The following is a 13876-nucleotide window of genomic DNA, read 5'->3' as shown; positions in this document are numbered from 1 at the left end:
GGGCAGGTAGATAGCAAAATGACAAAATTAACCCGCTTGGTCGAACTCATTGAAAATGAACTGAAAGGTATGACAGAGTCTGTTACTCTTGCCTACGATGAAGTAACGATAGAATGCCAGGCAGCCCACATTCGCAAAGCGCTTACTCAATTACGCAATTATGAAGAATTTGCATTTGATGAGCTAATTGATGTTTGCGGTGTTGACTATCTCGATTATGGACGTTTTGACTGGGAAACTGAGGCAGCCACTGAGAAAGGTTTCTCCAGAGCAGTTGAGCCACAGGAAGAGCGGATTGGTGTTTGGGAAAAGCCACGTTTTGCAGTTGTCTATCATCTTCTGTCTACAATTCATAATCAGCGGCTTCGAGTGAAGGTATTCCTGGAAGAAAGTCACTTGATAATCCCTTCAGTACATGATCTATGGAAGTCCGCCAACTGGTTCGAAAGAGAAACCTATGATTTATACGGTATTCTGTTTGAAAATCATCCGGATTTACGACGAATTCTTACCGACTATGGTTTCATTGGCCATCCCTTCAGAAAAGACTTCCCGGTGAGTGGTCACGTTGAAATGCGCTATGATGCACATTTGGAAAAGGTTATTTATGAGCCCGTGGATGTTGAACCACGAGTTATCATACCTAAAGTAATACGCGATGATAATCGATACATTGACACTCCGGGGATGAGCCACCATGATTGAGCTAAAGAACTATACTCTGAATTTTGGTCCCCAACATCCTGCAGCGCACGGTGTGCTGCGTCTGGTAATGGAACTGGAGGGGGAAACAATTGTCAGAGCCGATCCGCATATAGGATTGCTGCATAGAGCAACTGAAAAGCTAGCCGAGACCAAGCCTTACCTGCAAAACATAGGTTATATGGATCGTCTGGACTATGTTTCCATGATGTGCAATGAACATGCCTATGTAATGGCCATTGAAAAGCTGCTCGGTATTGAAGTACCCATTCGCGCACAATATATCCGTACAATGTTTGATGAGGTAACTCGCATACTGAACCATTTATTATGGCTGGGTGCAGTGGCTCTTGATATTGGAGCAATGACTGTTTTCCTTTATTGCTTCCGTGAACGCGAAGACTTGTTTGACTGCTATGAAGCTGTTTCCGGCGCCCGAATGCATGCCAAATACTATCGTCCAGGCGGCGTAGCCAGAGACTTGCCAGAAAGCATGCCTAAATACAAACCTTCACGCTGGCACAACGAGCGCGAAGTAGAAAAGATGAACAGCAATAGAGAAGGCAGTCTCCTGGATTTTCTATGGAGTTTTACTGAGCGCTTCCCTAAATGCGTTGATGAATATGAAACTCTTCTTACCGATAATCGCATCTGGAAGCAGCGCACAGTCGATATAGGACGGTTTAGTGCTGAGCAGGCGTTGCAATGGGGGTTTACCGGGCCTATGCTGCGTGCCTCCGGTGTTGCCTGGGATTTAAGAAGGAAACAGCCTTATGCTGCATATGACAAGATGGAGTTTGACATTCCCGTTGGAAAAACAGGTGACTGTTATGATCGATATCTGGTAAGAGTTGAAGAACTTCGTCAGTCCAATCGAATTGTCAGACAGTGTATTGAATGGTTAAAAGCAAACCCTGGTCCTGTTCGTGTTCATGATTATAAGGTGACTCCGCCACGTAGGGCAGTGATGAAACATGACATGGAAGCATTAATCCACCATTTTAAACTATTCACAGAGGGCTTTTGCCTGCCGGCAGGCGAAGTCTACTCCGCTGTAGAAGCGCCCAAGGGAGAGTTTGGCATCTATCTGGTTTCAGATGGAGCAAATAAACCCTATCGACTAAAAATCAGAGCGCCAGGTTTTGCTCATTTGGCCAGCTATGATGAAATGGTCAGAGGACACATGCTTGCAGACGGCGTTGCCATTTTGGCAAGCCAGGATATCGTTTTTGGCGAAATTGATCGATAGCAATCTTGAGTTTACACTATCTTCACTGAAGAGGTGTTACTCTTTGAAATATAGTTAAGGCTAGTTAGTATGTCTGAAAATTCAGGTAAGTTGTTATGTCAACTGGTTACATCAAAACGAATTGATGAAATTGACCATTGGATAAAAAAGTATCCTGCTGACCAAAAACAATCAGCTGTGATGAGTGCCTTGCGGATTGTTCAGGAAGAACATCAATTCCTAACGCCTGAGCTAATGGATGCAGTGGCTGAATATCTCGATATGCCAGCGATTGCAGTCTATGAGGTGGCAACCTTTTATTCCATGTATGAGCATAAGCCATTAGGGAAACATCTCATTAATGTATGCACCAATATCTCATGCAAATTGCGTGGTTCCGCTGAAGTAGTGGATTACCTGGAATCCCGATTAGGGATTAAACTGGGATCTACGACAGAGGATAAACGCTTTACTTTACGTTCAGTTGAATGCCTTGGGGCTTGTGTGAATGCACCGATGATGCAAATTGGAAAAAATTATCACGAAGACCTGACTACTGAAAAAATTGATCAAATTTTGGAACAATACCAATGAAAGATAGAGGTAGTTGTCATGGTTGAGCAAAATCTAGTCTGTTACCGTACATTTCATTTAGATAAACCTTGGACGCTGAAGGCTTATGAAAGCATTGGCGGCTATAGTGTATGGCGAAGAATTCTGGCTGAAAAAATACCTCCTCAGCAGATCATTGAAGAATTAAAAACATCGGCTTTACGTGGAAGAGGCGGCGCAGGATTTCCTACAGGACTCAAATGGAGTTTCATGAACCGCAATGCCCCGGTGCAAAAGTACGTCGTGTGCAATTCGGATGAAGGCGAGCCAGGTACCTGCAAAGACCGTGAAATTCTTAGCAGAAATCCACATCAGCTCATTGAAGGCATGGCTATTGCTGGTTATGTCATGGGTGCCACAGTTGGTTATAACTACATCCGGGGCGAGTTCTGGCTGCCATTTGAACGTACGGACCATGCCTTGCATGAAGCCTATGAGGCGGGTTTACTCGGTAAAAACATATTGAATAGCGGCGTGGATTTTGACCTTTATAATCACCTGGGGGCAGGAGCCTATATCTGTGGTGAGGAAACGGCATTATTAAACTCACTTGAAGGTAAGAAGGGCATGCCTCGCTTCAAGCCGCCATTTCCAGCGAACTACGGCTTATATGGAAAGCCAACAACAATTAATAACACAGAAACCTTTGCGTCTGTACCAGTAATCCTGGAGAAAGGCGGCGAATGGTTTTTAAAGCTTGGTAAACCAAATAATGGCGGTACCAAATGCTTTAGCGTTAGCGGTCATGTTAATCGTCCTGGAAATTTTGAAATCCCTTTGGGAACTCCTTTTAAAACCCTGCTTGAGCTGGCCGGTGGAGTTACCCAGAACCGAAAAATTAAAGCGGTAATTCCTGGTGGAACCTCGATGAAGGTATTGCCAGGAGATGTAATGATGGAACTTGATATGGACTACGACAGTATTCAGAAAGCAGGTTCAGGCCTGGGATCTGGTGCTGTGATCGTTATGGATGAAACGACCTGTATGGTCGATGCGCTTTACCGCATTTCCGAATTTTATATGGATGAATCCTGTGGCCAGTGTACTCCTTGCCGCGAAGGTACAGGTTGGCTTGTAAGACTCATTCATCGCATACGCCACGGGCATGGAGAGCCTGGTGATATTGAAAAACTGGCTAATGTTGCTGACAAAATTGAAGGACGTACTATTTGTGCTCTTGGAGAGGCAGCGGCATGGCCTGTTCAAAGTTTTGTTAAACATTTTTATCACGAGTTTGATTATTTCATTAAGCACAAACGCTCGATCGTCGCAGCATAATTGAGAAGGTTTAGACAATGGCAACCATTGAAATTGACGGAAAAACCCTTGAAGCCGATAACGGCAAGATGATTATTGAAGTTGCGGATGAGGCCGGTATTTATATTCCGAGATTCTGCTACCATAAAAAATTATCTGTCGCTGCCAATTGCAGAATGTGCCTTGTAGAAGTAGAGAATGGGCGAAAACCAGTTCCCGCTTGCGCAACGCCTATTACTAATGGAATGAAGGTATTTACCAAATCGGAAGAAGCTGTACGTTCTCAGCAGGCGGTGATGGAATTTTTATTAATTAACCATCCCCTTGATTGTCCTATCTGCGATCAGGGCGGTGAGTGCGAATTACAAGATATATCCATGGGATTCGGTCATGACTCATCAGAATACACAGAAGAAAAACGCTCGGTAGATGACGACAACCTGGGGCCGCTTATAGCAACAGAAATGACACGTTGTATACATTGCACACGCTGTGTACGTTTTGGCGAGGAAGTGGCGGGCCTTCGCGAACTGGGAGCAACCGGGCGCGGCGAAAAAACTCAGATAGGCACCTACATTCAGCACAGTATTACTTCAGAAGTTTCCGGAAACGTCATTGATTTGTGCCCTGTCGGCGCCTTAACATCCAAGCCTTATCGATTTACAGCGCGTCCTTGGGAAATGGATCAATATGAGAGCATTGCCCCTCACGATTGCCTGGGTTCCAATGTTTATGTGCATGTTCGACGCAATGAGATAATGCGTGCTGTACCCAGAGAGAATGAAAGCATTAACGAGACCTGGCTTTCTGACAGAGACCGCTATAGTTATCTCGGATTAAAAAGCCCTAACCGGCTGGCTCAGCCCTTGATCAAGCGCAATGGACAATGGGAAGAAACAGATTGGGAAACGGCACTGAAGTTTGCTGCTGAAGGCATTAGCAAACTCATTAAGCAGCATGGCCCTGAGCAATTTGCAGCATTTTCATCGCCATCTAATACTCTTGAAGAGTTATATTTACTACAAAAACTAATGAGAGAGTTGGGTGTAAACAATCTGGACTATCGTTTGCAGCAGTCGGATTTTCGTGATCAGCATCATTTGCCTGCTGTAAAAGCCAATAGTATGAGCTACCAGGAAATTGAGAATGCTCAGCACATTCTGTTGGTAGGATGTAATATTGACCGGGAAATTCCATTGGCAGGTCTGCGTGTCCGCAAAGCATTCCGTAACAACGCGAATATTTATGCGATAAATGCAGTAGATTATGAATACCGATTTGATCTGACTGCCAGAAGTATTGTGTCGCCCCAGGAAATACCAATGCAATTGGCCAAGCTGGTTAAACTGATGATTGGTGACAGACCCAATTTGTCTCAGGAAATTGAGCGCCTTATTTTAGGATTGGAGCCAGAAGAGAACTTAAGACAAATTGCGAATGGCTTAGCTGAAGGGAACTCGGTCATTCTTCTGGGTGCTATTAGTGAAAATCATCCTGAAGCCAGTCTGATAAGAACATTAGTGCATCTGCTTGAAACACATACCTCTGTAAGAATAATTTGGTTTTCAACTGGTGCGAATGCCGCAGGTGCCCGACTCGCAGGAATGTTGCCTGACAGGACGGTTGCAGGGAAACGAGTAGAGCCTGCGGGTTTAGATGTCCATTTAGCCCTCGAACACAAATTAAAAGGCTACCTTTTGCATGCTGTTGAGCCTGGCTTTGATTTTGCCAATCCATACAGAGCAAGACAGTCTATGCTTGCTGCCGAGTTTGTAGTGATGTTATCTGCATTTGATAACGAATCGATGAGAGATTACTGCAATGTAATTCTGCCAGTAGCTCCCTATGCAGAAACCTCTGGTACATATATTAATGTGGACCATAAATGGCAGACAGTACAGGGTGCCTATGCTCCATTTGGTGAAGCACGACCTGCCTGGAAGGTTCTGCGGGTATTAGCTAATCTGCTGCATTGTAAAGAATTTAATTATACTTCTTCTGAAGAAGTGATTAATGAAATTCGGCATTTGACTGCAATGATGCCCCAGGAAGAGTACCGTCCTTATTATCCAGAGTCATTACCAGTCGCTGATCATCATTTGACGCGTGTGGGTGAATGGCCGCTGTATAGAAATGATCAGATTGTCAGGAATGCTGAGGCTTTGCAATTATGTGCAGCTGCCGAGTCTGCTTGTATAAGGATTAATCCAATAACAGCCAATCGATTGAAATTAGATGAGTTTGCTACTGTTTCTCAGGAGGATATTGAGATAACATTGCCGCTTAAACGCGATGAGAGAGTAGCACCCGATGTAGTATGGGTAGCAAATGCAATGCCAGAGACAGTTGATCTTGGTCATTCATTTGCTGCAATCACTATTAAGCGCTAAACAGGTATAAAAATGCTTCATGATATAGGCATATTGCTGTGGATTGTTATTAAAATCCTGATTATTGTTGTTCCACTTTTAATTGCTGTTGCATATTTAACATATGCCGAACGCAAGGTAATTGGTTATATACAAATCCGTGTAGGCCCGAATCGAGTTGGTTTTAAAGGCTTGCTTCAGCCCTTTGCTGATTTATTCAAATTAATAACCAAAGAAATTATCGTACCAACCAAGTCAAATAAATATTTATTTGTGATTGCACCCTTGTTTGCATTGGTGCCTGCACTGGCTGGATGGGCTGTAATTCCTTTTTCGGAAGGTGTCGTTCTGGCCAATATCAATGCAGGAGTACTTTATCTCTTTGCAATGAGTTCACTCGGAGTGTACGGGGTTCTGATAGCAGGATGGGCATCTAATTCAAAATACGCTATGTTTGGTGCATTGCGCAGTACGGCACAAACGGTTTCCTATGAGATCGCGATGGGTTTTGCTCTGGTTGGTGTTTTGCTGGCATCAGGCAGTATGAATATCACTGAAATTGTAAATTCTCAGCAAGGAGGTATTTACCATTGGTGGTTTATACCTTTATTACCAATGTTCCTTGTGTTCTGGATTTCCGGTATTGCTGAAACTAACCGCGCGCCATTTGATTTGGCAGAAGGCGAATCTGAAATTGTCGCTGGTTTCCATGTGGAATACTCCGGTATTGGCTTTGCTTTATTCTTTCTGTCTGAATACGCCAGTATGATTCTTATTTCCACGGCAATTACATTATTTTTTCTGGGCGGTTGGCTTTCACCTTTTGAAGGGCTTCCTGTCCTTGAAGATATCTTCTTAATTGTTCCTGGTTTCGTATGGCTGCTTCTGAAAATTTCCTTTTTCCTTTTTGTTTATCTGTGGGTCAGAGCAACCTTTCCTCGATATCGCTATGATCAGCTGATGCGATTGGGTTGGAAGGTTTTGATTCCAGTAACAATAGTGTGGGTTATGGTTACCGCGTTTATGGTTGTAGCCCAAGTTAAACCCTGGTTTTAATTGTGCAGAGCAAGCTAATGAAAAAAGCATATCAATATTTAAAACATTATATTCGCAGTTTCCTGCTTTTAGAGTTGCTTTCCGGCTTAAAGCTGACAGGTAAATATTTTTTCAAAAAGAAATTTACAGTGCAGTTCCCTGAAGAAGTTACTCCCATTTCGCCGAGATTTCGCGGTATGTTAGCGCTAAGACGCTACCCAAATGGTGAGGAACGTTGCATTGCATGCAAATTATGTGAGGCAGTTTGTCCTGCGTCGGCAATAACTATTGAATCAGAACCAAGAGAGGACGGATCCAGACGTACTACTCGTTATGATATTGACGCGTTCAAATGTATTTACTGTGGTTTGTGTGAGGAGTCCTGTCCTGTTGATTCTATTGTCTTGACGCCGATTCAACACTGGCATGTTGCTGAGCGCGGGCAAAATATTTTGACTAAAGAAAAACTGCTGGCAGTAGGTGACTTGATGGAAAAGCGCCTGGCTGCTGATCGTGAACAAGACAAAGATTACCGATAACGAGGCGCTTCATGCATAACTTAATAGTACCAGTTATTTTCTATGTGTTTGCTGCAATCGCGGTTTTATCCGCGCTGATGGTTATTACCCAGAACAATCCTGTGCGCTGTGTCTTGTTCCTGGTGGTAACTTTCTTTGCCAGCTCAATTTTATGGATCCTCCTTTCTGCAGAGTTTCTGGCTTTGATTCTGGTGTTAGTCTACGTTGGCGCAGTTATGACCTTATTTTTATTCGTCGTGATGATGCTTAACATCGACATTGAATCAATGCGCTCGCACTTTATCCGTTATATGCCTTTCGGACTGATTATTGTTGCATTGCTGGTTGGCTTGCTTTTGGTTGCAGTTCCTGAAAACTGGTATAAAAACGCTGTTGAGCAGACACCGGCAGCCGCAAGTAGTTCCAGTACCACGTACAGCGACGGCGAGGATACGCCTAAAGCCCCCGCCAAACCTTCAAATACAGAAGAGATTGGAATGGCTCTGTTTACTGATTATGTATTTGCCTTTGAAATTGCAGCTGCCTTGTTATTAGTAGCTATTATTTCTGCGATTACCCTTGCGCACCGAGGTGCGGTTCGTTCGAAACGGCAAGATATAACGCGGCAAATCATGACTAGAAAGCAGGATCGCTTAAGTATTGTCTCTATGAAAACAGAAAAATAACCGGGAATTGTCCACATGGTACCAATTAATCATTACCTCATTCTAAGTGCAATTCTATTTGGACTTAGTCTTGTAGGAATCATGCTGAATCGAAAAAACGTTATTCTATTGCTGGTATGCATTGAATTAATGTTGTTGGCAGTAAATACAAATTTCATCGCCTTTTCACATTACTATGGTGGAATTGCCGGCCAGGTATTCGTATTTTTTATTCTTACTGTTGCTGCTGCTGAGGCTGCAATTGGTTTGGCGATCGTGATGTTACTCTACCGCAACAGAGGTAACATTGATGTTGACAAGATGAATCATTTAAAAGGTTAAAAATTGTGAATATTATTCAGCTAAGTCTAATAATTGTTCTGGCGCCATTGGTGGGATGCCTCGTTGCTGGTTTGTTTCGCAATCAGATTGGCCGAATTGGCGCGCACACTGTCACTATAGCCGGTGTGGGTATTTCATTTGTATTGTCTGTTATCGTTGCGACTCAGATTTTTAGTGGAACAGCAGAAATACAGAATCTGAATTTATATACATGGGCAAGCGGTGGGGTATTATTTCCCTATTCATTTCATATTGGTTTCTTAATAGATCCGCTGACGTCGGTCATGCTGGTTGTAGTCACATTTGTCTCTTTACTGGTTCATATCTACTCCATCGGTTACATGGCAGATGATGATGGTTATCAGCGCTTTTTCAGTTACATTTCATTATTCACATTTATGATGCTGATGCTGGTTACCAGTAATAATTTCCTGCAGCTCTTCTTTGGCTGGGAGGGCGTTGGTCTTGTTTCCTATTTATTAATCGGATTCTGGTATCAAAAAGAATCAGCGATTGAAGGCAGCCTGAAAGCATTTCTGGTCAACAGGGTCGGGGATTTTGGCTTCGTTCTGGGAATTGGCCTGATTTTAGCATATACCGGCTCGCTGGACTATGAAACAATTTTTGCGAGTGTAAAAGGACTGACTGCACAAACCATGCAGCTTTATACCGGTCATGACTGGTCCGTATTAACCATTATTTGTTTACTGTTATTTGTTGGTGCAATGGGTAAATCAGCACAGGTACCATTACATGTCTGGTTACCGGAATCAATGGAAGGTCCGACGCCGATTTCTGCATTAATCCATGCGGCTACGATGGTTACCGCTGGTGTATTTATGATTGCGCGTATTTCACCATTAATTGAATATTCAACTACTGCGCTGACAGTGGTTTTGGTGATTGGGGCGACAGGCGCTTTATTCACCGGTATTCTCGCTATCGTAATGAATGACATCAAGCGAGTTGTCGCTTATTCAACTCTGTCACAATTAGGTTATATGATGGTAGCAATGGGAGCTTCATCTTATAGTGCAGGGATGTTTCACTTGCTTACACACGCCTGTTTTAAAGCCTTGCTTTTCCTTGGCGCAGGATCCGTGATTATCGCCATGCACCATGAACAGGACATGCGTAAAATGGGTGGCTTGTGGAAAAAAATGCCAATCACCTATGTAACATTTGTTATTGGCAGCCTGGCATTATGTGCTATTCCTCCTTTTGCAGGTTTTTACTCCAAAGATACTATTATTGAAGCAGCCAAACTTTCTGAAATTCCCGGGAGTGGATATGCGTATTTCTGTGTAAGCCTCGGTGCCATGGTGACTGCTTTATATACCTTCCGCTCCTTGTTTATGACATTTCATGGCAAACCGCGCATGGATAAACACACTGAAGAGCATTTGCACGAGTCTCCCTGGGTTGTCTGGTTGCCTCTGGTGATTCTGGCGATTCCCTCTGTCATTATTGGTTATATTCTTTATATGCCCATGCTGTTTGATAGCCCCACATTATTATCTCGTTCGCTGTTCATATTACCTGAACATAATGTAATGGCTGAACTTGCAAAAGAAGTTCACTCTCCCTTGCTAAGTGCTTTGGAGGCGCCAATGACCTTGACGTTCTGGCTGACAGTTGCGGGGATTGTGATCGCCTGGATTTGCTATATTGCCTTGCCTTCTATCCCGGGAAAAATTGCTCATACATTCAAGTGGCTTTATAAACTGCTGCTGAACAAATATGGCTTTGATGCCTTCAATGATCTGGTTATCGTCCGCGGTACAAAAGCTTTGGGTCGGTTGTTTTATAATACTGGCGATCAAAAGCTCATTGATGGATTAATCGTCAATGGAACTGGTCAGACAGTTCGCTGGTTTGCTCAGAAGGGACGTGCATTCCAAAGTGGTTACCTTTACCATTATGCTGCAGTTATGGTACTGGGTCTTTTTATTTTCTTATGCTGGCTGCTATTAGGCTAATTATAAGGTGAAGGTATGTATCATTTGCTGAATTTATTGATCTGGTTGCCAATTGTTGGCGGTGTCTTTGTATTCCTCACTGGTGATGACAAAAACCCAAACACAGCCCGGTATTTGTCATTATTTACCGTGCTGCTGACGTTATTAATGTGCATCCCTCTGATGACCGGGTTTGATCCAAATACATACAGTATGCAGTATGTAGAAGAAATTATCTGGCTGCCGGCTTTAGGAATCAATTATACTTTGGGTGTTGATGGTTTATCGATACTGCTAATTGTATTAAGTGTTTTCACTAATCTGATAGTTATTCTTGCGACCTGGGAAAGCATACATAAGCGTGTTGCCCAATACATGTCAGCCTTTCTGATAATGCAGGGCTTGCTCGTTGGAGTATTCTCCGCAACCGATGCCATTGTCTTCTATATTTTCTGGGAAGCGACATTAATACCGATGTATCTGATTATTGGTATCTGGGGATCGGATAATCGTGTTTATGCTGCCATTAAGTTTTTCCTCTATACATTCCTTGGTTCAGTGTTAATGCTGGCCTCATTCTTATATATGGGATATACAGTTGGTTCTTTCAAAATTGAAACTTTCTATGCGATTCGATTGGGAATGACAGCTCAGACCCTGATTTTTATAGCGTTTTTTCTGGGTTTTGCTATCAAGATACCCATGTTTCCTGTTCATACCTGGTTGCCTGATGCTCATACAGAAGCACCGGCTGGTGGTTCAATTGTCCTGGCCGCTATATTACTGAAGCTTGGAGCTTACGGATTCATTCGCTTTGCATTACCGATTGTTCCAGACGCCTGCAGACATTATGCGCCATTGATGATTGGATTGTCTTTAGTAGCCGTGGTCTATGTAGGTTTGGTTGCGATTATTCAAAAAGACATGAAACGCCTGATTGCTTATTCATCAATCTCTCACATGGGCTTTGTCACATTAGGATGCTTTACAATATTCACTATTGCTGAGCGATCTGGCTTAAGCAACGCAGGGCTCGTGCTTGAAGGCGCCATTGTTGTTATGATTTCCCATGCGTTTATATCAAGTGGGATGTTTGCTGGTGTCGGATTTATTTATGATCGCATGCATACCCGTAAAGTCAGTGATTTTGGAGGTATTGTAAATACCATGCCTGTCTTTGCCTCCTTCTTTATGCTGTTCGCTATGGCTAATGCAGGCTTACCAGGTACTTCCGGTTTCGTGGGCGAGTTCATGGTTATTCTTGGCAGCATTAAAGCCGGGTTTTGGATTGCATTCTGGGCTGCTACGACACTGATTATCGGTGCTGCCTATACATTATGGATGTATAAACGCGTCATTTTCGGCAAAATTGCAAATGAAAAAGTAGCTGCTTTGAAAGATTTATCTGTTTATGAGACCAGTGCCTATGTGCTGTTGGCATTGATGGTTATTCTTATGGGAGTCTATCCAAAGCCAGTTCTTGATTACGTTCATCAGTCCGTCAGTTACACATTGGCTCAGGCTGATAAATCAAAATTATAAAAATGCAAGGTTAATAAACATGATGTCTTTACTTGATAATCTACATGTCGCCATACCGGAAATAATACTCCTGATAACAGCTTGTCTGGCTTTGTTGGGCGATCTTTTCTTCAGGGAAAAAATTAAAAACCTGGCTTATGGCATTAGCCTGGCGGGTATGTTACTGGCTGGAGTAGTCTGCTATCTGCTTCTGGGTAATTTTAAAGTTATCGTGCTAGGCGGACTTTTTATCTGTGATGATGTTTCCCAGTTAATGAAATTATTCATTCTGCTTAGCGTGTTTCTTGCTTTTATCTATTCAGAAAAGTATCTGGATGAACGTCAGATGCCCTCGGGTGATTACTACGTGCTGGGTCTTTTCTCCACTTTAGGAATGATGATCCTGGTTTCCGCTCATTCGCTGCTGACGGTTTATCTTGGACTTGAACTGTTGTCATTACCGCTTTATGCAATGACCGCTATAAGACGAACAAACAGCGATGCTTCAGAAGCTGCCATGAAATATTTCGTAATGGGTGCTATTGCTTCTGGTATGCTGCTTTATGGCATGTCCCTCGTCTATGGAGCAACCGGTAAACTCGATTTACTGGACATTGCCAATGCAATTGCTGCGAACTGGCAGGAGCAGGGCAGCTTGCTGACCTTCGCATTAGTCTTTATTGTTGCCGGCTTTGCCTTTAAGCTTGCTGCAGTGCCATTTCACATGTGGGCACCCGATGTATATCAGGGGGCGCCAACTTCTGTAACTTTATTTATCAGTACTGCGCCTAAAATAGCGGCAATTGGGATGACTTTCCGATTGCTTACGCTTGGACTAGTTGACTTGGCGGCTGATTGGCAGCAACTATTAATTGTTATCACATTACTCTCTACTGGTATTGGCAATCTGCTGGCAATCGTTCAAACGAATTTAAAACGGCTGCTGGCTTATTCTGCAATTTCACATGCCGGCTATGCCTTATTTGGTATTTTGGCTGGTAACGCGGCTGGTTATTCCGCTGCCTTATTTTATGTCCTCATGTATTCAATCATGACAGTAGCTGCGTTTGGTATCATTCTTCTGCTCTCACGCAGTGGTGTAGAGATTGAACAAATCAGCGATCTGAAAGGCCTTAATAAACGAAACCCCTGGATGGCGTTTATGATGCTGATCGTCATGTTTTCAATGGCCGGTGTACCTCCAACAGTGGGCTTCTTCACCAAACTGCTGGTACTCAAGGCGCTGGTTGATGTCCACCTTACCTGGATTGCTGTTTTCGGTCTGATTTTTGCTGTGATTGGTGCCTATTACTATATTCGTGTGGTTAAAGTAATGTACTTTGATGAAATGGAAGATAGTGCTCCTATCAGACTGTCAGGACCTACAACACTACTTTATTCACTCAATTGCCTGTCTTTACTTGCGCTTGGCTTGTTTCCTACAGGCTTATTAACCGCCTGCGTTAACGCGTTTTCCAGTTAGTTAGTTCTCTCAGGGCTGGGTTATGTTGCTCAGCCTGTTGTTACCAATCAACAGCTAAGCATAATAAATATTCGATACAGTAAATCCGGAATAAATTGTATCTTCCAAATATATGTATTGGTTTTAGTCAAAAAACCCTTGTTTAACCATATAAAACACAACAATATCAATAAATCGACGAGATTA

Annotated in this window: 12 protein-coding genes; all 12 read left to right on the top strand. The window is 43.1% G+C overall.

The genetic code is table 11. The features are described 5' to 3' along the window. Positions 1-18 precede the first annotated feature (18 nt). Positions 19-705, top strand: coding sequence for an NADH-quinone oxidoreductase subunit C (locus E1O89_RS08535; RefSeq protein ID WP_112219325.1), 687 nt, complete (start codon positions 19-21; stop codon positions 703-705). After that, positions 698-1951: an NADH-quinone oxidoreductase subunit D gene (locus E1O89_RS08530; protein ID WP_133139797.1), complete on the top strand. Its 1254-nt coding sequence runs from the start codon at positions 698-700 to the stop codon at positions 1949-1951. The genes E1O89_RS08535 and E1O89_RS08530 overlap by 8 nt, the downstream gene beginning before the upstream one ends. Before the next feature lie 69 nt (positions 1952-2020). After that, positions 2021-2524: an NADH-quinone oxidoreductase subunit NuoE gene (nuoE, locus tag E1O89_RS08525; protein ID WP_112219323.1), complete on the top strand. Its 504-nt coding sequence runs from the start codon at positions 2021-2023 to the stop codon at positions 2522-2524. Between the two features lie 18 nt (positions 2525-2542). Next, positions 2543-3820, top strand: a complete 1278-nt coding sequence (gene nuoF, locus E1O89_RS08520) for an NADH-quinone oxidoreductase subunit NuoF (RefSeq protein WP_058507237.1) — start codon at positions 2543-2545, stop codon at positions 3818-3820. 17 nt (positions 3821-3837) lie between these two features. Continuing rightward, entirely contained in the window at positions 3838-6189 is a 2352-nt protein-coding gene (gene nuoG / locus E1O89_RS08515; RefSeq protein WP_133139796.1) for an NADH-quinone oxidoreductase subunit NuoG, read from the top strand. A gap of 12 nt (positions 6190-6201) precedes the next feature. Then, positions 6202-7224, top strand: coding sequence for an NADH-quinone oxidoreductase subunit NuoH (gene nuoH / locus E1O89_RS08510; protein ID WP_133139795.1), 1023 nt, complete (start codon positions 6202-6204; stop codon positions 7222-7224). A gap of 17 nt (positions 7225-7241) precedes the next feature. Further along, entirely contained in the window at positions 7242-7742 is a 501-nt protein-coding gene (nuoI, locus tag E1O89_RS08505) for an NADH-quinone oxidoreductase subunit NuoI (protein ID WP_058507240.1), read from the top strand. A gap of 11 nt (positions 7743-7753) precedes the next feature. Next, complete coding sequence (locus E1O89_RS08500; protein WP_112219320.1) at positions 7754-8407, top strand: NADH-quinone oxidoreductase subunit J; 654 nt, start codon at positions 7754-7756, stop codon at positions 8405-8407. Positions 8408-8422: 15 nt separating this feature from the next. Continuing rightward, positions 8423-8728 carry an NADH-quinone oxidoreductase subunit NuoK gene (nuoK, locus tag E1O89_RS08495; RefSeq protein ID WP_058507242.1) on the top strand — a complete coding sequence of 102 codons (306 nt, stop codon included), beginning with the start codon at positions 8423-8425 and terminating at the stop codon, positions 8726-8728. A 5-nt stretch (positions 8729-8733) separates the two neighbouring features. Next, a complete protein-coding gene (nuoL, locus tag E1O89_RS08490) occupies positions 8734-10707 on the top strand; it encodes an NADH-quinone oxidoreductase subunit L (RefSeq protein WP_133139794.1) in 1974 nt (657 codons plus the stop codon). Between the two features lie 15 nt (positions 10708-10722). Further along, positions 10723-12228, top strand: a complete 1506-nt coding sequence (locus tag E1O89_RS08485) for an NADH-quinone oxidoreductase subunit M (protein ID WP_133139793.1) — start codon at positions 10723-10725, stop codon at positions 12226-12228. 19 nt (positions 12229-12247) lie between these two features. Beyond that, positions 12248-13690 (top strand): NADH-quinone oxidoreductase subunit NuoN, encoded by a 1443-nt coding sequence (gene nuoN, locus E1O89_RS08480; protein WP_133139792.1) that lies wholly within the window; start codon positions 12248-12250, stop codon positions 13688-13690. Positions 13691-13876 lie beyond the last annotated feature (186 nt).

It is taken from the genome of Legionella genomosp. 1 (genome assembly GCF_900640215.1).
Taxonomy (GTDB): Bacteria; Pseudomonadota; Gammaproteobacteria; order Legionellales; family Legionellaceae; genus Legionella_C; species Legionella_C quinlivanii_A.
This window is presented reverse-complemented; position numbering and strand designations above follow the sequence as displayed.